Raw genomic sequence first — 21,159 nt, 5'->3', positions numbered from 1 at the left:
CGTCCCGGCCGTTCCCCCGTCGCGCAGGGTTCACCCGCGCGACGGAGGTCACATCACGGCGGCGCCGGACCGGCTCAGCCGGCCTGGGGGTCGCCCTTGGTGTAGGTGAGCCGCTCGACCTGGCCGGATTCGAACGTGTCGGCGACCTTCTTGCCGTTGACGTAGAGCTCGATGGCGCCGGCGTTGCCGAGGACCAGGTCGACGCGCTCGTCGTCCTGGAAGGTCTTGGACTCGCCCTCCATGAGGAGCCCGTCGAAGAGGATCTTGCCGTCGTGGGCCTTGGCCGAGATCCAGCTCTTGCCGTCGGTGGCGGAGAGCTTGACCGTGACCTTGTCCTGCGGGACCGCGGCGATCGCGCTCTCGGTGGGCTTGGGCGCGACGGGCTTGACCGGTTTCGGCTTGGCGGCGGAGGTCGCCTGCTCGGGGGCGGGCGCCGGGCCGCCGTCGGCCGCGGTGGTCCCCTTCGGGGCGTCGTTCTCGTCGAACATCGTGAAGCCGACGAATCCGACGACGGCGACGATGGCCGCGACCATCGCGGCGGTCCAGTTGGGCCGGCGCGGCTCGGGGCGGATGCGTTCCGCCTCGAACAGCGGGGCGGCGGGGGTGGGTGCGGGACGGCCGCCGTGCTCGGCGTCGAACTGCTCGATCAGCGGAGCCGGGTCGAGGCCGACGGCGCGCGCGAGGGTACGGATGTGGCCGCGGGCGTAGACATCGCCGCCACAGCGCGAGTAGTCGTCCTCCTCGATCGCGTGCACGATCGGGATCCGGACACGGGTGGAGGCACTGACCTCTTCGACGGTGAGACCGGCGGCGATACGGGCCTGCTGGAGGGCACGACCGATCGCTTCCCGGTCGTCTGCCGGGAAGGTCCGGTCGTCTTCGGGGGAGTTGCCGATGGACACGAGAGCGCCTTTCGAGCGTGTAGCCACCTGCTGGACGTTCAGTCTATGGGTGGTACGAAAGGGTGGGGCAACCGGGCGGGTGCTGTTTGTACGCCATGAGGCTGGGACATCCTTCTGTCCCTCCGTCCAACTTGACGTACGGCCAGGGGAAACGGTTGCTCACCCGTTTCTTACGAGTGAGTCTCGGCCGGGTCTCGAACGGGTACCCCGCCTTCCGGCACCCATACCCGGCTCCGTACCGAAGCCCGCCCCGCCCCCCGCGCCGAAGCCCGCCCCGCCCTTGCACCGGACCCCGCCTACTCCCCCGACTCGCCGCGGATCACGGCGAGGACCCCGTCCAGCTCGTCGGGCTTGACGAGCACGTCGCGCGCCTTGGAGCCCTCGCTGGGACCGACGATGTTCCGCGACTCCATGAGGTCCATCAGCCGGCCGGCCTTGGCGAAGCCCACGCGCAGCTTGCGCTGGAGCATGGAGGTGGAGCCGAACTGGGTGGAGACGACCAGCTCGGCGGCCTGGCACAGCAGGTCGAGGTCGTCGCCGATCTCCTCGTCGATCTCCTTCTTCTGCTTGGTGCCCACGGTGACGTCGTCCCGGAAGACCGGCGTCATCTGGTCCTTGCAGTGCTGCACGACGGCGGCGACCTCGTGCTCGGTGACGAAGGCGCCCTGCATGCGGACGGGCTTGTTGGCCCCCATCGGCAGGAACAGCCCGTCGCCCTTGCCGATCAGCTTCTCGGCGCCGGGCTGGTCGAGGATGACCCGGCTGTCGGCGAGCGAGGAGGTCGCGAAGGCGAGCCGGGAGGGCACGTTCGCCTTGATCAGACCGGTGACCACGTCCACGGACGGCCGCTGCGTGGCCAGGACCAGATGGATGCCGGCGGCGCGGGCCAACTGGGTGATGCGCACGATCGCGTCCTCAACGTCCCGGGGCGCGACCATCATCAGGTCGGCCAGCTCGTCGACGATCACCAGGAGGTACGGGTAGGGGCTCAGCTCGCGCTCGCTGCCCGGCGGGAGCTGGACCTTGCCGGCCCGGATGGCCTCGTTGAAGTCGTCGATGTGCCGGAAGCCGAAGGCCGCCAGGTCGTCGTAGCGCAGGTCCATCTCGCGCACCACCCACTGCAGGGCCTCGGCGGCCTTCTTGGGGTTGGTGATGATCGGGGTGATCAGGTGCGGGATGCCCTCGTACGCGGTCAGCTCGACCCGCTTGGGGTCCACGAGCACCATCCGGACGTCCTCGGGGGTCGCCCTTATCATCACCGAGGTGATCAGGCAGTTGATGCACGAGGACTTGCCGGAGCCGGTGGCGCCGGCGACCAGGATGTGCGGCATCTTCGCCAGGTTGGCCATCACGTAGCCGCCCTCGACGTCCTTGCCGAGCGCCACCAGCATCGGATGGTCGTCGCCGGCCGCGTCCGCGAGCCGCAGCACGTCCCCGAGGTTGACCATCTCCCGGTCGCTGTTGGGGATCTCGATGCCGACCGCGGACTTGCCGGGGATCGGCGAGATGATCCGCACGTCCGGGGACGCGACCGCGTAGGCGATGTTCTTGGCCAGGGCCGTGATCTTCTCGACCTTCACCGCCGGCCCGAGCTCCACCTCGTACCGCGTGACCGTCGGCCCCCGCGTGAAGCCGGTGACCGCCGCGTCCACCTTGAACTCGGCGAACACGTTCGACAGCGACGCCACCACCGCGTCGTTCGCCGCACTGCGCGTCTTGCCCGGCCCGCCGCGCTCCAGGAGCTCCATCGACGGCAGCGCGTACGTGATGTCGCCGGAGAGCTGGAGCTGCTCGGCCCGCGCGGGCAGGTCGGTCGGCTCGGGCGCGGGCTTGGTCAGATCGGGTACGCCCCCGCCGCGCGAGTCCTCGCCCCGGGCGGGCGGCACGGGCGCGGTCGCCTTCTCCGCGACCTCCCCGGCCACGGCGGCGTTCCGCTCGGCGGTGACGTCCTTGGTCAGGTCGGCGACGACCGGGGACGGGGGCATGCCGTTCAGGACCGCGCCGTCCAGCGCCGCAGCCGCCGCGGCGGCGACGTCCACCGGGTCGAGACCGGCCTCGGAGCCGGCGCGCCGGGAGGGGCGGCGCGCCGAGCGGCCGCGCCGCTCAAGGACCTCCGCCTCGGCCCGGTCCACGTCGTACGGCTCCGCAGGGCCGGGAGCACGGCGGCGGGCGGGCCGTACGGGGCCCGGCTCCGCGTCCCGCCAGTCCTCGTCGTACTCCTCGACCTCCGCCGGCTCGTACGGCGCCTCCACGATCCCGAGCCTGACGCCGAGGGCACGGAGCCGCTGCGGGATCGCGTTGACCGGGGTGGCGGTGACGACGAGCAGGCCGAAGACGGTGAGCAGCACCAGCAGCGGTACGGCGAGGACCTCGCCCATCATGAAGACGAGGGGCTGGGACGCGGCCCAGCCGATCAGGCCGCCCGCGTCCTGCACGGCGTCGGCGCCGTCGCCGCGGCCGGGCGAGCCGCACGCGATGTGCACCTGGCCCAGGACGCCGAGGGCGAGGGCGGAGAGGCCGATGACGATCCGGCCGTTGGCCTCGGGCCGCTCCGGATAGAGGATCAGGCGCACGCCGATCCCGCCGACCAGCAGCGGCACCAGCAGGTCGAGCCGGCCGAAGGCCCCGGTGACGAGGAGTTCGACGAGGTCGCCGACCGGGCCGCGCAGATTGGACCAGGTGCCCACGGCGACGATCAGCGCGATGCCGAGGAGGAGCAATGCGAGACCGTCCTTGCGGTGGACCGGGTCGAGTCCCTTGGCGCCGCGTCCTATGCCCCGGAAGACCGCGCCCACCGCGTGGGCGAGTCCGAGCCAGGCGCCGCGCACGAGCCGGTAGACGCCCCCGGTCGGGGACGGCGCGGGACGGGGCGGGACCTTCTTCGCCGCGGTCTTCCGCGCGGGCGCGCGCTTGCCGGGCGCGGCCTTTCTGGCCGGCGCCTTCTTCGCCGAAGGGTTCTTCGCGGGCGGTTTGGCGGGGGACTTCGCGGGGGCCGCCTTCTTCGCGGCGCCCGTCGTACGGCCGGCGCGCGGCTTTGCGGCGCCCGCCGTGCCCTGGGCCTTGCCGGACGTACGTGAAGCCATGATGCCGAGGTTACCCGTGTGGGAACCGGCTGTCCGCCTCACCCGTTCGTGTCGTCCGCACGGAGGCGCGATGCTGACGCCGCATCATGACGAAGCGCCCCGGACCGTGACGGACCGGGGCGCTTCGTGACGAGTCGTCAGCTCTGGCTGGGCAGGGTCGGCGCGGCGCCGGCGCCCGGCTCCAGGGCGTCCAGGGCCCGCCGGAGACCGGTCAGCTTGCGCTCCAGGTGCGCGGCGGTGGCGACGGCGGCCGCGTCGGCCGAGTCGTCGTCGAGCTGCTTCGACAGCGCCTCCGCCTGCTCCTCGACGGCCGCGAGCCGGGCGGAGAGCTCGGCGAGCAGACCGGCGGACTCCTTGCCGTGGCCGCTCTCGCCGCCGCCCTCCAACTGGAGCCGGAGCAGGGCGGCCTGCTCGCGCAGCTTGCAGTTCTTCATGTAGAGCTCGACGAAGACGGAGACCTTCGCGCGCAGCACCCACGGGTCGAAGGGCTTCGAGATGTAGTCGACCGCGCCCGCCGCGTACCCCCGGAAGGTGTGGTGGGGGCCGTGGTTGATGGCGGTGAGGAAGATGATCGGGATGTCCCTGGTCCGCTCGCGCCGCTTGATGTGGGCGGCGGTCTCGAAACCGTCCATTCCCGGCATCTGGACGTCGAGCAGGATGACCGCGAAGTCGTCCGTCAACAGCGCCTTGAGCGCTTCCTCCCCGGACGATGCCCGCACCAGCGTCTGATCGAGCGCGGAGAGAATGGCCTCCAGCGCCAGCAGATTCTCCGGCCGGTCATCGACCAGGAGGATCTTGGCCTTCTGCACCATGCCCCGTCCTCCTCGTCCCGGCAACGGCTCCGCCCGGTCCCCCGAACCGGGGGAGGCACCGGGCGCCGCCCCAGAAGACGACTCCCTAGCGCCGTCCGTCCTTGTGCCGGTCATCGTAGCCGCACCCCGCCCGTCGCCACACCCTGTCACCGCGATGTCACTGTGCACAGAGGAAAAACGCGGCAGGAGACCAGAAGGTTCCCCGTATCCCGGCACCTCACACGCCCGTGGCGACGGCACGCCGGAGATCTTTCCGGAGCGCGCCGGCGAAGACCCCGGGACGCGTCCGCGGAAGCCGGGGCCGCGCGGCCCCGGCCCGGGTCACTTCCGCCGCATCCACTGCTCCATGACGGACAGCAGGTGGTCGGGGTCGACCGGCTTGGTCACGTAGTCCGAGGCCCCCGACTCGATCGCCTTCTCCCGGTCGCCCTTCATCGCCTTCGCCGTCAGGGCGATGATCGGAAGACCGGCGAACTGCGGCATCCGCCGGATCGCGGTCGTCGTCGCGTACCCGTCCATCTCCGGCATCATGATGTCCATCAGGACGACCGCCGCGTCGTCGTGCTGCTCCAGGACCTCGATGCCCTCCCGCCCGTTCTCCGCGTACAGCACCGCGAGCCCGTGCTGCTCCAGGACGCTGGTGAGCGCGAAGACGTTGCGGATGTCGTCGTCCACGATGAGCACCTTCTCGCCGGAGAAGTCGAAGGTGCGCCGCGGCGCGGCCTCCTCCGGTCCCTCCCGCTCCGGTACGGGCTGCTGCCCGGACTGCCCCGGCACCGCGCCCCGCGCCCCGGACGCCTCCGCGGCCGCCTTCCGGCGGTGCCGGAACAGCGCCCCGGCCCCGGAGCGCGCCTCCGTCCGCACGGGCGCCGACGGGAAGTGCGGGAACGGCTGGACGGCCCCGACCGTCCCCTCCTCGGCGCCCTGCTGCGGGTCCTCGCCGTCCTGCGCCCCCTGGCCGTGGCCCGGCGCGGGCAGTTCGGTCGGGTTCAGCGGCAGGTACAGGGTGAACGTCGAGCCGCGGCCCGGCTCGCTCGCGGCGAAGATCTCGCCGCCGAGCAGCCGCGCGATCTCCCGGCTGATCGACAGGCCCAGGCCCGTACCGCCGTACTTCCGGCTGGTCGTGCCGTCGGCCTGCTTGAAGGCCTCGAAGATGACCCGCATCTTGCCGGCCGCGATCCCGATCCCGGTGTCGGTGACCGAGAACGCGATCAGGTCGGCCTCCGGGTCGCGCAGCGAACCGGCCTCCAGGAGCTGTTCGCGGATCGACTGCGGCACGTCCGCGCCGGCCGGCCGGATCACCAGCTCCACCGCGCCCGTGTCGGTGAACTTCACCGCGTTGGACAGGAGGTTGCGCAGCACCTGGAGGAGCCGCTGCTCGTCGGTGTGGAGCGTGGCCGGCAGCTCCGGCGAGACCCGCACCGAGAAGTCGAGCCCCTTCTCCGCCGTCAGCGGCCGGAAGGTCGCCTCCACGTAGTCGACGAGCTGCACGAGCGCGATCCGGGTCGGCGAGACGTCCATCTTGCCCGCCTCGACCTTGGACAGGTCGAGGATGTCGTTGATCAGCTGGAGCAGGTCCGAACCGGCCCCGTGGATGGTCTCCGCGAACTCGACCTGCTTGGGCGTCAGGTTCGTCTCGGCGTTGTCCGCGAGCAGCTTGGCCAGGATGAGCAGCGAGTTGAGCGGGGTGCGCAGCTCGTGCGACATGTTCGCCAGGAACTCGGACTTGTACCGCATGGAGACGGCGAGCTGTTCGGCCCGCTCCTCCAGGACCTGCCGGGCCTCCTCAATCTCGGTGTTCTTCACCTCGATGTCGCGGTTCTGCCGGGCGAGCAGCTCGGCCTTCTCCTCCAGCTCCAGGTTGGAGCCCTGGAGCTCCTTCTGCCGGTGCTCCAGCTCGGCCGAGCGCTCCTTGAGCTGCTCGGTGAGCTCCTGGGACTGCTTGAGCAGCACCTCCGTCTTGGTGTTGACGCTGATGGTGTTGACGGTGGTGGCGATCAGCTCGGCGATCTGGTTGAGGAAGTCCCGCTGGATCTGGGTGAACGGCTGGAAGGAGGCCAGCTCGATGACGCCGAGGACCTTCCCCTCGAAGAGGACCGGGAGGACGATCACGTGCGCGGGCGAGGCCTCGCCGAGCCCGGAGGAGATCTTCAGGTAGCCGGGGGGCGCGTTGAGCTGGATGGTCCGCTTCTCCTCGGCGGCCGTCCCGATGAGGGTCTCGCCGGGCCGGAACGAGGTCGGCATGGAGCCGGGCGAGTACCCGTAACTCCCGCGCATCCGCAGCTCGTACGAGCCGTCGCCCTCGCCGACCAGTTCGGCGTCGCCGTGGGCGGAGCCGGTCGGCATCGCCACGAAGAAGGCGCCGTGCTGGGCCGAGACGACCGGGGTCAGCTCGCTCATGATGAGCGAGGCGACGTCGTCGAGGTCCCGACGGCCCTGCATGAGGCCGGAGATGCGGGCCAGGTTGCTCTTGAGCCAGTCCTGCTCGTCGTTGGCGAGGGTGGTGTCCCGCAGGTTGGCGATCATCGTGTTGATGTTGTCCTGGAGTGCCTGGATCTCGCCGGCCGCGTCCACGCCGTCGATCTTGACGTTCAGGTCGCCGCGGGTCACCGCGGTGGCGACGGCGGCGATCGCCCGCACCTGCCGGGTGAGGTTCCCGGCCATCTCGTTCACGGACTCGGTGAGGTCGCTCCAGGTGCCCTCGACGTCCCGGACCCGGGCCTGGCCGCCGAGCTGCCCGTCGGTGCCCACCTCGCGGGCCACCCGGGTGACCTCCTCGGCGAAGTTCGACAGCTGGTCGACCATCGTGTTGATGGTGTTCTTCAGCTCCTGGATCTCGCCGCGGGCGTCGATGTCGATCTTCTTGGTGAGGTCGCCCTTGGCGATGGCGGTGGTGACGGCGGCGATCTGCCGCACCTGGCCGGTGAGGTTGTCGGCCATCGAGTTCACCGACTCGGTCAGGTCCTTCCAGGTGCCGGAGACACCCGGCACCCGGGCCTGACCGCCCAGCTCGCCCTCCGTGCCCACCTCGCGGGCCACGCGGGTGACCTCGTCCGCGAAGGACGACAGGGTCGTCACCATCGTGTTGACGGTCTCGGCGAGTTCGGCGACCTCGCCGCGCGCCTCGACGGTCACCTTCTTGGTCAGGTCGCCGTTGGCGACGGCCGCCGAGACCCGGGAGATGTTCCGCACCTGGCTGGTCAGGTTGTTGGCCATCAGGTTGACGTTGTCGCTGAGGTCCTTCCAGGTGCCCGTGACCCCGCGCACGCGTGCCTGGCCGCCGAGGATGCCCTCCGTACCCACTTCGCGGGCCACGCGCGTGACCTCGTCCGCGAAGTTCGACAGCTGGTCGACCATCGTGTTGACGGTGGTCACCAGCTCCAGGATCTCGCCCCGGGCGTCGACCGTGATCTTCTTCGACAGGTCGCCCATGGCGACCGCGGTCGTGACCTCGGCGATGTTCCGCACCTGGATGGTGAGGTTGTTCGCCATGCCGTTCACCGACTGGGTGAGGTCCTTCCAGGTGCCCGAGACGCCCTGCACCTCGGCCTGGCCGCCGAGGATGCCCTCGGTGCCCACCTCGCGGGCCACCCGGGTCACCTGCTCGGCGAAGTTCGACAGCTGGTCCACCATCGTGTTGAGGGTGTTCTTCAGCTCCAGGATCTCGCCGCGCGCGTCCACGTCGATCTTCTGCGACAGGTCGCCGCGCGCGACCGCCGTGGCGACCTGGGCGATGTTGCGGACCTGGGTGGTGAGGTTGCCGGCCATGCCGTTCACCGAGTCGGTCAGGTCGCGCCACACACCGGCCACGCCGGGCACCTGCGCCTGACCGCCGAGCCGCCCGTCGGTGCCCACCTCTCGGGCCACCCGCGTCACCTGGTCCGCGAACGCGGAGAGCTGGTCGACCATCGTGTTGATGGTGTTCTTCAGCTCCAGGATCTCGCCGCGCGCGTCCACGTCGATCTTCTGCGACAGGTCGCCGCGCGCCACGGCCGTCGTCACCTGCGCGATCTGCCGCACCTGCGAGGTCAGGTTCCCGGCCATGAAGTTCACCGAGTCGGTGAGCTCCCGCCAGCGCCCGGAGACGCCGTCCACGCGCGCCTGGCCGCCGAGCCGGCCCTCGGTGCCCACGTCCCGGGCCATCCGGGTCACCTGGTCCGCGAAGGACGACAGCTGCGACACCATCGTGTTGACGGTGTTCTTCAGCTCCAGCATCTCCCCGGCCACGTCGACCGTGACCTTCTGCGACAGGTCACCGTTGGCCACCGCCGTCGTCACCTGCGCGATGTCGCGCACCTGACCGGTCAGGTTGCGGAAGGCCGTGTTCACCGAGTCGGTGAGGTCCTTCCAGGTGCCCGCCGCGCCCGGCACCTCGGCCTGGCCGCCGAGCAGACCCTCGACGCCGACCTCCCGGGCCACCCGGGTCACCTCGGAACCGAAGGCGGAGAGCTGGTCCACCATCGTGTTGACGGTGTTCTTCAGCTCCAGCATCTCCCCGGCCACGTCGACCGTGACCTTCTGCGACAGGTCACCGTTGGCCACCGCCGTCGTCACCTGCGCGATGTCACGCACCTGCGTGGTGATGTTCCGGAAGACCGTGTTGACGGAGTCGGTGAGGTCCTTCCAGGTGCCCGCCGCGCCCGGCACCTGCGCCTGCCCGCCGAGCAGGCCCTGCGCGCCGACCTCGCCCGAGACGCGGGTCACCTCGTCGGCGAACGTCCGCAGCGTCTCGGTCATCTGGTTGATCGTGTCCGCGAGCTGCGCGATCTCGCCGCGCGCCGAGACCCGCACCTTCTGCGACAGGTCGCCGTTGGCGACCGCCGTCGTCACCTCGGCGATCCCCCTCACCTGATTGGTGAGGTTCCCCGCCATCGTGTTGACGGAGTCGGTGAGGTCCTTCCACACGCCGGCGACCCCGGCCACCTCGGCCTGACCGCCCAGCTCGCCCTCGGTGCCCACCTCGCGCGCGACCCGGGTCACCTCGGAGGAGAACGACGACAGCTGGTCCACCATCCGGTTGACGGTGTTCTTCAGCTCCAGCATCTCGCCGGCCACGTTCGCCGTGACCTTCTGCGACAGATCGCCGTTGGCGACCGCCGTCGTCACCAGGGCGATGTCCCGCACCTGGGCCGTCAGCTGGTTCGCCATGGTGTTGACCGAGTCCGTGAGGTCCTTCCACGAACCGGACACCCCGCGCACCTGCGCCTGACCGCCCAGCTTCCCCTCGGTCCCCACCTCGACGGCGACCCTGGTCACCTCGGAGGCGAACACCGACAGCTGGTCGACGAGGTTGTTGACGGTACGCGCGACCTTCAGGAACTCGCCCCGCAGCGGCCGGACCGTCCCGTCGGAACCCTCCGACCGCAGGTCCATCCGCTGCTCCAGGTCGCCCTCGGCCACCGCCGAGAGCACCCGTCCCACCTCGGACACCGGCCGGGCCAGGTCGTCCACGAGCGCGTTCGCGGCCTCGATCGCCGCCGCCCACGCCCCCTCGCTGGCCCCGGCCTCCAGGCGCTCGGACAGCTTGCCCTCGCGCCCGACCACCCGCCGTACCCGCGACAGCTCCCCCGTCACGTGCATCTGCCGGTCCGCGACCTCGTTGAACACGGCGGAGATCTCCGCCATGACCCCGTCGCCGGACACCGTGAGCCGCCTGCGGAAGTTCCCGTCCCGCATCGACACCAGCGCGGAGAGCAACCGCTCCAGCGCCGCGGCGTCCACCTGGACCGTCCCCCCACGGGAACGCCCGCCCCTCGCGCGCGTACCGCTGCCTCCGCCGCGTCGCGCCGCCGTGCCAGACTCCACCGTGTCCCTCCCGAAAGGGGTCGACCGTACCGCTCCGGCTCTGCCGGTAGCCTGCCCAGTGTTTCACCGTGTCCGAACCAGGCGATAACAGTTCGGCAGCTTCGACGGCGTCCCTACCCCCGAGGGACGGAATCAGCGGTGACCGGCATCCGCTCGGACAGCGAAGGTAAGTAACCTGGCATCCGGCTGTCCAGCCGCCCCGGTCCGCCCGGCGGGGACGGTGTGGTGCGCGCACGACCACCGGGCAGCGGGAAGGACAGACCGAGCATGGCAGAGCCGGGCGTCGAGACGCGTACGAGGAGTGCTGTGATCACCGCGCGGGCGACTGCCAGCTTCGAGCCCGTCGGGCGGTCCGTCGCGGCCGCACGGGCCTTCGTCCGGGACACCCTCCAGGGCTGGGGACACCCCGAACTGGTGGACGACGCCGTCGTCCTCACCAGCGAGCTCGTCACGAACGCCGTCGTCCACGCCGGCACCGCCGCCGACGTGCTCTGCCTGCGTTCCGACGACAGCGTCCGCGTCGAGGTCTCCGACCGCTACCCCGAGCGCGAGATCCCGGTCCAGAGCGGCCGCACCCTCGCGTCCCCGGACCGCGAGAACGGCCGCGGCCTGCTGCTCTGCGCCGCCCTCGCCCACCGCTGGGGCGTCGACTACTCCCCCACCCGCAAGCACGTCTGGTTCCACCTCGACCTCCCGCAGCGTCCCGTCGGCACCCGCTCCGCGGGCCCGGTCCTCCCCGACGCCCTCCTCCCGGTCGCCGACAGCCGCGTCCGCGTCGCCGTCGTCCAGATCGACCGTGGCGGCACGATCACCGCCTGGAACGAGGATGCCGGGGAGCTCTTCGGGTACGCCTCCGAGCAGGTCACCGGCAAGCCCCTGGGCGACCTCGCCGCCTGGCCCCACACCCCCGGCATCGGCACCGGCCTCGCCGAGGCCCTGCGCCTCTCCCGCTGGGAGGGCAGCTACGGCATCCGCTGCGCCGACGGCCGGATCGTCCCCGTCTACGCCTCGCACCTGCGGGTCCGCGACTCCCAGGGCGAGCCCTCCACGGTCTGCCTCCTGGTCCGCGAGCACGAGCGGGCGGTCCTGCAGACCCCGCAGCGCCCCGCGGCCGATCACGGCGCCGAGAACCGCTCCGCCGACCCGTTCGAGGTCTTCATCGGTTCTCCGGCCCCCGACGACCTCGACGGCCTGCTCCAGCGCACGGTCGAGCGCGCCCGCGACATGCTCGACGGCGACGCCGCCTTCCTCCTCCTCGCCACGGACGACGAGACGGAGCTGGAGGTGCGGGCCACCACCGGCCTCCCGGCCGCCCGCCAGCGCTTCGCGCGCGTGCCCGTGGAAACCGGCGCCAGCCGGTACGGCTCCGCCCGGATGCCCGCCGTCCACGAGGACCTGGCCGCCGTCCCGGGAGCCGTCCCGCTCCTGGAAGACACCGGCATGCGCTCGGTGGTCACCGTCCCCCTCAAGGTCGAGGGCCGCCTCACCGGCTCCCTGGGCGTGGCCGCCGAGGCCGCGAACCGCTATTCGAACGAGGAGGCCCTCCGCCTCCAGTTCGCCGCCGACCGCATCGCCCTGGCCGTGGAGTCCGCCCGCCTCGGTGAGCTGGAGCGGCTGCGCCGCGGCTCCCTCAGCTTCCTCGTCGAGGCCTCCGACCTCCTGGCCGGCACCCTCGACCGCGACCAGACCCTGGCCCTGATGGCCCAGATGACGGTCCCCACCCTCGCGACCTGGTGCGCGGTCTACACGATCGCCGACCAGTCCTCCGACCCGTACCTCTCGTACGTGCTCCACGAGGACGAGGACCGCATCGACGGCCTCAAGGAGCTGCTCTCCTCGATCGCGCCGCCCGACCCGGTGCCGACGCCCGGCGCCCGGGTCTGGACCGCGCCGGGCGACGCCGCCCACCGGGCCGCGCTCACCGCCTCGGTCCACGCTCTCGACCACCCGTCGAGCCCGCACGCGCCGGGCATCGACGCCACGCTGGCCACGGCGAGCACGGTCGCCGGCGAGACGGTCGTCCTGCCCCTGGTGGCCCGGAACAGGGTCATCGGCATGCTGACGCTCGGCAGGCCCTCCGAGGACCACTTCCGCCAGGAGATCCTGGAGCTCGCCGAGGACCTGTCCCGCCGGGCCGCCCTGGCCCTGGACAACGCCCGCCTCTACTCGGAGCGCGTGGCCATCAGCCAGTCCCTCCAGCGCAGCCTCCTGCCGCCCGGCCTCCCCGAGATCCCGGGCGTCGAGGTGGACGTCATCTACCGCGCGGCCGGCGAGGGCAACGAGGTCGGCGGCGACTTCTACGACCTCTTCCCGATCAGCGACGGCGCGTACGGGTTCGCCATCGGCGACGTCTGCGGTACGGGTCCGGAGGCGGCCGCCGTCACCGGCCTGGCCCGCCACGCCCTGCGCCTCCTGGCCCGCGAGGGCCTGGGCGGCCCGGCGGTCCTGGAGCGCCTGAACGCGGCGATCCTCGACGAGGGAGCCCGCAGCCGCTTCCTCACCCTCCTGTACGGCGAGATGCGCCCGCAGGAGGACGGCTCCGCGATCCTCAAGGTCGTCTGCGCCGGCCACCCGCTGCCCCTGCGCCTCAGCCCGGACGGCACGGTCCGCCCCGCGGCCGAACCGCAGCCGCTCCTGGGCGTCATGGACGACCTGGAGCTGTACGAGGAGACGGTCACGCTCGACCCGGGCGACGTCCTCCTGTGCGTCACGGACGGCGTCACGGAGCGCCGCGAGGGCTCCCGCATGCTGGGCGACGACGGCCTCGCCGACGTCCTCAAGACCTGTACGGGCCTGACGGCCGGCGCGGTCGCGGCCCGCGTCCTGCGCGCGGTCGAACGCTTCGCCCAGGCCCCCGCCTCGGACGACATGGCCATCCTCGCGATGCGCCTCCGCGAACCGGACGACCGCTGACGGCACGGCGCCTTCCCTGTGGGGAAGGCGCCTTTTACTCGTTCCTCTTCCGGGAAACGCAAAAAGGCCCCCGCCACAAGGCGGGAGCCTTTTCTCTAGAGCCCTTTAACGGAATCGAACCGTTGACCTTCTCCTTACCATGGAGACGCTCTACCGACTGAGCTAAAAGGGCAGGTGTTCGGCGGTGTCCTACTCTCCCACAGGGTCCCCCCTGCAGTACCATCGGCGCTGAAAGGCTTAGCTTCCGGGTTCGGAATGTAACCGGGCGTTTCCCTAACGCTATGACCACCGAAACTCTATGAAACTGTCGAACTCAACCGGCAAAGGGAGTTCGTTGCTTCAGAACTAACACAGTGGACGCGAGCAACTGAGGACAAGCCCTCGGCCTATTAGTACCGGTCAGCTCCACCCCTTACAGGGCTTCCACATCCGGCCTATCAACCCAGTCGTCTACTGGGAGCCTTACCCTCTCAAGGAGGTGGGAATACTCATCTCGAAGCAGGCTTCCCGCTTAGATGCTTTCAGCGGTTATCCCTCCCGAACGTAGCCAACCAGCCATGCCCTTGGCAGGACAACTGGCACACCAGAGGTTCGTCCGTCCCGGTCCTCTCGTACTAGGGACAGCCCTTCTCAATATTCCTACGCGCACAGCGGATAGGGACCGAACTGTCTCACGACGTTCTAAACCCAGCTCGCGTACCGCTTTAATGGGCGAACAGCCCAACCCTTGGGACCGACTCCAGCCCCAGGATGCGACGAGCCGACATCGAGGTGCCAAACCATCCCGTCGATATGGACTCTTGGGGAAGATCAGCCTGTTATCCCCGGGGTACCTTTTATCCGTTGAGCGACGGCGCTTCCACAAGCCACCGCCGGATCACTAGTCCCGACTTTCGTCCCTGCTCGACCCGTCGGTCTCACAGTCAAGCTCCCTTGTGCACTTACACTCAACACCTGATTGCCAACCAGGCTGAGGGAACCTTTGGGCGCCTCCGTTACCCTTTGGGAGGCAACCGCCCCAGTTAAACTACCCATCAGACACTGTCCCTGATCCGGATCACGGACCGAGGTTAGACATCCAGCACGACCAGAGTGGTATTTCAACGACGACTCCACCATGACTGGCGTCACGGTTTCACAGTCTCCCACCTATCCTACACAAGCCGAACCGAACACCAATATCAAACTGTAGTAAAGGTCCCGGGGTCTTTCCGTCCTGCTGCGCGAAACGAGCATCTTTACTCGTAGTGCAATTTCACCGGGCCTATGGTTGAGACAGTCGAGAAGTCGTTACGCCATTCGTGCAGGTCGGAACTTACCCGACAAGGAATTTCGCTACCTTAGGATGGTTATAGTTACCACCGCCGTTTACTGGCGCTTAAGTTCTCAGCTTCGCAACCCCGAAAGGTCACTAACCGGTCCCCTTAACGTTCCAGCACCGGGCAGGCGTCAGTCCGTATACATCGCCTTACGGCTTCGCACGGACCTGTGTTTTTAGTAAACAGTCGCTTCTCGCTGGTCTCTGCGGCCACCCCCAGCTCACGGAGCAAGTCCGATCACCGGTGATGGCCCCCCTTCTCCCGAAGTTACGGGGGCATTTTGCCGAGTTCCTTAACCATAGTTCACCCGAACGCCTCGGTATTCTCTACCTGACCACCTGAGTCGGTTTAGGGTACGGGCCGCCATGAAACTCGCTAGAGGCTTTTCTCGACAGCATAGGATCATCCACTTCACCACAATCGGCTCGGCATCAGGTCTCAGACTATGTGTCACGCGGATTTGCCTACGTGACGTCCTACACCCTTACCCCGGGACAACCACCGCCCGGGCTGGACTACCTTCCTGCGTCACCCCATCGCTTACCTACTACCACCTTGGGCCGGCGGCTCCACCACTCCCCTTTGCCCGAAGGCTCCGGGGCGGCTTCACGGCCTTAGCATTAATGGGCTCGATATTGGGCGTTTCAAAGCGGGTACCGGAATATCAACCGGTTGTCCATCGACTACGCCTGTCGGCCTCGCCTTAGGTCCCGACTTACCCTGGGCAGATCAGCTTGACCCAGGAACCCTTAGTCAATCGGCGCACACGTTTCTCACGTGTGTATCGCTACTCATGCCTGCATTCTCACTCGTGAACCGTCCACAACTCGCTTCCGCGGCTGCTTCACCCGGCACACGACGCTCCCCTACCCATCACAGCCTCCGTTGGGAGTACATGCTGCAATGACACGACTTCGGCGGTACGCTTGAGCCCCGCTACATTGTCGGCGCGGAATCACTTGACCAGTGAGCTATTACGCACTCTTTCAAGGGTGGCTGCTTCTAAGCCAACCTCCTGGTTGTCTCTGCGACTCCACATCCTTTCCCACTTAGCGTACGCTTAGGGGCCTTAGTCGATGCTCTGGGCTGTTTCCCTCTCGACCATGGAGCTTATCCCCCACAGTCTCACTGCCGTGCTCTCACTTACCGGCATTCGGAGTTTGGCTAAGGTCAGTAACCCGGTAGGGCCCATCGCCTATCCAGTGCTCTACCTCCGGCAAGAAACACACGACGCTGCACCTAAATGCATTTCGGGGAGAACCAGCTATCACGGAGTTTGATTGGCCTTTCACCCCTAACCACAGGTCATCCCCCAGGTTTTCAACCCTGGTGGGTTCGGTCCTCCACGAAGTCTTACCTCCGCTTCAACCTGCCCATGGCTAGATCACTCCGCTTCGGGTCTTGAGCGTGCTACTAAAATCGCCCTGTTCGGACTCGCTTTCGCTACGGCTTCCCCACACGGGTTAACCTCGCAACACACCGCAAACTCGCAGGCTCATTCTTCAAAAGGCACGCAGTCACGAGACGCACCCGAAGGCACGTCCGACGCTCCCACGGCTTGTAGGCACACGGTTTCAGGTACTATTTCACTCCGCTCCCGCGGTACTTTTCACCATTCCCTCACGGTACTATCCGCTATCGGTCACCAGGGAATATTTAGGCTTAGCGGGTGGTCCCGCCAGATTCACACGGGATTTCTCGGGCCCCGTGCTACTTGGGTGTCTCTCAAACGAGCCGCATGAATTTCAGCTACGGGGGTCTTACCCTCTACGCCGGACCTTTCGCATGTCCTTCGCCTATCCATACGGTTTCTGACTCGCCTCACAGCCGGCAGACTGTGAAAGAGAGATCCCACAACCCCGCATGCGCAACCCCTGCCGGGTCTCACACGCATACGGTTTGGCCTCATCCGGTTTCGCTCGCCACTACTCCCGGAATCACGGTTGTTTTCTCTTCCTGAGGGTACTGAGATGTTTCACTTCCCCTCGTTCCCTCCACATGCCCTATGTGTTCAGGCATGGGTGACAGCCCATGACGACTGCCGGGTTTCCCCATTCGGAAACCCCCGGATCAAAGCCTGGTTGACGGCTCCCCGGGGACTATCGTGGCCTCCCACGTCCTTCATCGGTTCCTGGTGCCAAGGCATCCACCGTGCGCCCTTAAAAACTTGGCCACAGATGCTCGCGTCCACTGTGTAGTTCTCAAACAACGACCAGCCACCCACCACACGACACTGCTGTGTCGCTTTACTGGGGCCGGCATCCACGAAGGCAGACCATGACGGCCGTACCCTCAGACACCCAACAACGTGCCAAGCGTGAGCCGCCGTCGGTGACTTCTTTCCACGCCGAAGCAGTACTCGAAGACCCTCAGGTCACACTCACGCCAACTAATCAACGTTCCACCCATGAGCTGACCGTGCAGAACGTTCGTCTGCATCCGGTGCTGTGCTCCTTAGAAAGGAGGTGATCCAGCCGCACCTTCCGGTACGGCTACCTTGTTACGACTTCGTCCCAATCGCCAGTCCCACCTTCGACAGCTCCCTCCCACAAGGGGTTGGGCCACCGGCTTCGGGTGTTACCGACTTTCGTGACGTGACGGGCGGTGTGTACAAGGCCCGGGAACGTATTCACCGCAGCAATGCTGATCTGCGATTACTAGCAACTCCGACTTCATGGGGTCGAGTTGCAGACCCCAATCCGAACTGAGACCGGCTTTTTGAGATTCGCTCCGCCTCGCGGCATCGCAGCTCTTTGTACCGGCCATTGTAGCACGTGTGCAGCCCAAGACATAAGGGGCATGATGACTTGACGTCGTCCCCACCTTCCTCCGAGTTGACCCCGGCGGTCTCCTGTGAGTCCCCATCACCCCGAAGGGCATGCTGGCAACACAGGACAAGGGTTGCGCTCGTTGCGGGACTTAACCCAACATCTCACGACACGAGCTGACGACAGCCATGCACCACCTGTATACCGACCACAAGGGGGGCACCATCTCTGATGCTTTCCGGTATATGTCAAGCCTTGGTAAGGTTCTTCGCGTTGCGTCGAATTAAGCCACATGCTCCGCTGCTTGTGCGGGCCCCCGTCAATTCCTTTGAGTTTTAGCCTTGCGGCCGTACTCCCCAGGCGGGGAACTTAATGCGTTAGCTGCGGCACCGACGACGTGGAATGTCGCCAACACCTAGTTCCCAACGTTTACGGCGTGGACTACCAGGGTATCTAATCCTGTTCGCTCCCCACGCTTTCGCTCCTCAGCGTCAGTAATGGCCCAGAGATCCGCCTTCGCCACCGGTGTTCCTCCTGATATCTGCGCATTTCACCGCTACACCAGGAATTCCGATCTCCCCTACCACACTCTAGCCTGCCCGTATCGGATGCAGACCCGGGGTTAAGCCCCGGGCTTTCACACCCGACGTGACAAGCCGCCTACGAGCTCTTTACGCCCAATAATTCCGGACAACGCTTGCGCCCTACGTATTACCGCGGCTGCTGGCACGTAGTTAGCCGGCGCTTCTTCTGCAGGTACCGTCACTTGCGCTTCTTCCCTGCTGAAAGAGGTTTACAACCCGAAGGCCGTCATCCCTCACGCGGCGTCGCTGCATCAGGCTTGCGCCCATTGTGCAATATTCCCCACTGCTGCCTCCCGTAGGAGTCTGGGCCGTGTCTCAGTCCCAGTGTGGCCGGTCGCCCTCTCAGGCCGGCTACCCGTCGTCGCCTTGGTAGGCCATTACCCCACCAACAAGCTGATAGGCCGCGGGCTCATCCTTCACCGCCGGAGCTTTCCACCCGCCGAGATGCCTCGGCAGGTCGTATCCGGTATTAGACCCCGTTTCCAGGGCTTGTCCCAGAGTGAAGGGCAGATTGCCCACGTGTTACTCACCCGTTCGCCACTAATCCACCCCGAAGGGCTTCATCGTTCGACTTGCATGTGTTAAGCACGCCGCCAGCGTTCGTCCTGAGCCAGGATCAAACTCTCCGTGAATGTTTACCCGTAATCGGGTCAGACACTCGCGTTGAGCGGGACAGCCAGACCGGAATAAGGCCGGCTGTCCACAGCGTCCTCGCTGTGTGTGCCACCCCGAAGGGGTGGACTTTTTCAAAGGAACCTCGACCAACCGGAACCGGCTGGACGGGGTATCAACTAATCTGGCGTTGATTTTTGGCACGCTGTTGAGTTCTCAAGGAACGGACGCTTCCTTCGTACTCACCCTCTCGGGCTTTCCTCCGGGCTTTTCCCTTCGGTCTTGCATTTCCGACTCTATCAGATCTTTCCGACCCGATTTCCTCGGTGCTTTCCGGTCCCTTTCGCTTTCGCTCCGGGGGCCTTTCGGCGGTTCCGACTTTATCAGAAGTTCTGAGTCGGATTTCCCGCCTCCCGTTCGGCCTTCCGGGCGCACGTCGGCGCCGGGGCTTCCCGTTCTGGCGGAGCCGTAAACGTACTGGAGCGGGGCGCCCCGATGCAAATCGAGGGGCCCCGCTCCGGTAACGCGCTGGTCAGGCCTGTCAGACCTCCACGACGACCGGGAGGATCATCGGGCGCCGGCGGTAGGTGTCGGAGACCCACTTGCCGACGGTGCGGCGGATCAGCTGCTGGAGCTGGTGGGCGTCGACGACGCCGTCCTGGAAGGACTTGTTGAGCGCCTGGTCGATCTTCGGGAGCACCGCGTCGAAGGCGGAGTCCTCGATGCCGGAGCCGCGGGCGTGGACGTTCGGTCCGCCGACGATCTTGCCGGTGGAGGAGTCGACCACGACGAAGACCGAGATGATGCCCTCCTCGCCGAGGATCCGGCGGTCCTTGAGGGAGGTCTCGGTGACGTCGCCGACCGAGAGGCCGTCGACGTACACGTAACCCGCCTGGACCTTGCCGGTGATCCGGGCGCGGCCGTCGACCAGGTCGACGACGACGCCGTCCTCGGCGATGACGATGTGGTCCTTGGGGATGCCCGTCATCGCGCCGAGCTCGGCGTTGGCGCGCAGGTGGCGCCATTCGCCGTGGACCGGCATGAGGTTCTTCGGTCGGCAGATGTTGTAGAAGTACAGCAGCTCGCCGGCCGAGGCGTGGCCCGAGACGTGGACCTTGGCGTTGCCCTTGTGGACGACGTTCGCGCCCCAGCGGGTCAGGCCGTTGATCACGCGGTAGACCGCGTTCTCGTTGCCCGGGATCAGGGAGGACGCGAGGATCACGGTGTCGCCGGGGACGATCCGGATCTGGTGGTCGCGGTTGGCCATGCGGGACAGGGCCGCCATCGGCTCGCCCTGGGAGCCCGTGCAGACGAGCACGACCTCGTCGTCCGGCAGGTCGTCGAGCGTCTTCACGTCCACGACGAGGCCGGCCGGGACCCGGAGGTAGCCCAGGTCGCGGGCGATGCCCATGTTGCGGACCATCGAGCGGCCGACGAAGGCGACCCGGCGCCCGTACTCGTGGGCGGCGTCGAGGATCTGCTGGATGCGGTGCACGTGGCTGGCGAAGCTGGCCACGATGATGCGCTTCGGGGCGTTCGCGAAGACGGTCCGCAGGACGTTGGAGATGTCCCGCTCCGGCGGGACGAAGCCCGGGACCTCGGCGTTCGTCGAGTCGGAGAGCAGGAGGTCGATGCCCTCCTCGCTGAGCCGCGCGAACGCGTGCAGGTCGGTGAGGCGCCCGTCCAGCGGCAGCTGGTCCATCTTGAAGTCGCCGGTGGCGACGACCATGCCCGCGGGGGTGCGGACCGCGACCGCGAGCGCGTCCGGGATGGAGTGGTTGACCGCGATGAATTCGCAGTCGAACGCGCCCAGGACCTCCCGGTCGCCCTCCTTCACCTCGAGGGTGTAGGGGCGGATGCGGTGCTCCTGGAGCTTGGCCTCGATCAGGGCGAGGGTCAGCTTGGAGCCGATCAGCGGGATGTCCGGCTTGAGCCGGAGCAGGTAGGGGACGGCACCGATGTGGTCCTCGTGGCCGTGCGTGAGCACGATGCCCTCGATGTCGTCGAGGCGGTCCCGGATGATGGTGAAGTCCGGGAGGATCAGGTCGATGCCGGGCTGCTCCTCCTCGGGGAAGAGGACGCCGCAGTCGACGATGAGCAGGCGGCCGCCGAATTCGAAGACCGTCATGTTGCGGCCGATCTCGCCGAGGCCGCCGAGCGGGATGACGCGCAGGGCGCCCTTGGGCAGCTTCGGCGGGGCGCCGAGTTCGGGATGCGGATGACTCAAAAGACTCTCCTCACCACGCGCGCCACGTACCCCCTGGCACGTGGCGCGCATGACAATCGTGCACTTGCTGTTGTGGGTGTTCAGTTGTCGAACGTCTTCAGTTGTCGAGACTTTGTTCAGTTGTGAAGTCCGTT

At 67.6% G+C, this 21,159-nt stretch carries 6 protein-coding genes, 1 tRNA gene and 3 rRNA genes; 1 reads left to right on the top strand and 9 read right to left on the bottom strand.

All coding sequences use genetic code 11. The features are described from left to right. Positions 1 to 74 precede the first annotated feature (74 nt). From CP977_RS25515 to CP977_RS25500, 4 genes are all read right to left on the bottom strand, one after another. Positions 75 to 902: a helix-turn-helix domain-containing protein gene (locus tag CP977_RS25515; protein WP_062751909.1), complete on the bottom strand. Its 828-nt coding sequence runs from the start codon at positions 900 to 902 to the stop codon at positions 75 to 77. A gap of 296 nt (positions 903 to 1,198) precedes the next feature. Beyond that, positions 1,199 to 3,985: a DNA translocase FtsK gene (locus CP977_RS25510; protein ID WP_152370865.1), complete on the bottom strand. Its 2,787-nt coding sequence runs from the start codon at positions 3,983 to 3,985 to the stop codon at positions 1,199 to 1,201. Between the two features lie 137 nt (positions 3,986 to 4,122). Then, positions 4,123 to 4,797 (bottom strand): response regulator, encoded by a 675-nt coding sequence (locus CP977_RS25505; protein ID WP_053646858.1) that lies wholly within the window; start codon positions 4,795 to 4,797, stop codon positions 4,123 to 4,125. A gap of 321 nt (positions 4,798 to 5,118) precedes the next feature. Continuing rightward, positions 5,119 to 10,602, bottom strand: a complete 5,484-nt coding sequence (locus tag CP977_RS25500; protein ID WP_183953397.1) for a HAMP domain-containing protein — start codon at positions 10,600 to 10,602, stop codon at positions 5,119 to 5,121. Between the two features lie 267 nt (positions 10,603 to 10,869). Here CP977_RS25500 and CP977_RS25495 point away from each other — a divergent pair, with 267 nt between their 5' ends. Next, positions 10,870 to 13,515, top strand: a complete 2,646-nt coding sequence (locus tag CP977_RS25495; protein ID WP_109184141.1) for a SpoIIE family protein phosphatase — start codon at positions 10,870 to 10,872, stop codon at positions 13,513 to 13,515. Positions 13,516 to 13,614: 99 nt separating this feature from the next. Here CP977_RS25495 and CP977_RS25490 read toward each other — a convergent pair. The 5 genes from CP977_RS25490 to CP977_RS25465 all read right to left on the bottom strand — a co-directional run bounded on the left by CP977_RS25490 (position 13,615) and on the right by CP977_RS25465 (position 21,025). Further along, positions 13,615 to 13,687 (bottom strand) — tRNA-Thr (locus CP977_RS25490). 4 nt (positions 13,688 to 13,691) lie between these two features. After that, a 5S ribosomal RNA gene (rrf, locus tag CP977_RS25485) occupies positions 13,692 to 13,808 on the bottom strand. Between the two features lie 76 nt (positions 13,809 to 13,884). Continuing rightward, positions 13,885 to 17,007 (bottom strand): 23S ribosomal RNA (locus CP977_RS25480). A 285-nt stretch (positions 17,008 to 17,292) separates the two neighbouring features. Continuing rightward, positions 17,293 to 18,818, bottom strand: a 16S ribosomal RNA gene (locus tag CP977_RS25475). Together the 16S, 23S and 5S rRNA genes with 1 tRNA gene alongside form the textbook arrangement of a ribosomal RNA operon. A gap of 521 nt (positions 18,819 to 19,339) precedes the next feature. Further along, positions 19,340 to 21,025, bottom strand: a complete 1,686-nt coding sequence (locus tag CP977_RS25465) for a ribonuclease J (RefSeq protein ID WP_152370864.1) — start codon at positions 21,023 to 21,025, stop codon at positions 19,340 to 19,342. Between the last annotated feature and the right edge of the window lie 134 nt (positions 21,026 to 21,159).

The sequence above is a fragment of the Streptomyces cinereoruber genome, assembly GCF_009299385.1.
Classification (GTDB): domain Bacteria; phylum Actinomycetota; class Actinomycetes; order Streptomycetales; family Streptomycetaceae; genus Streptomyces; species Streptomyces bikiniensis.
The sequence above is the reverse complement of the archived record's forward strand: the minus strand, read 5'-3'. Positions and strand labels throughout refer to the sequence as shown.

Bases quoted from the DNA above. Each gene is read 5' to 3' on its own strand.
- CP977_RS25505 (WP_053646858.1), bottom strand. From the start codon at position 4,797: ATGGTGCAGAAGGCCAAGATCCTCCTGGTCGATGACCGGCCGGAGAAT.
- CP977_RS25510 (WP_152370865.1), bottom strand. From the start codon at position 3,985: ATGGCTTCACGTACGTCCGGCAAGGCCCAGGGCACGGCGGGCGCCGCA.
- CP977_RS25495 (WP_109184141.1), top strand. From the start codon at position 10,870: ATGGCAGAGCCGGGCGTCGAGACGCGTACGAGGAGTGCTGTGATCACC.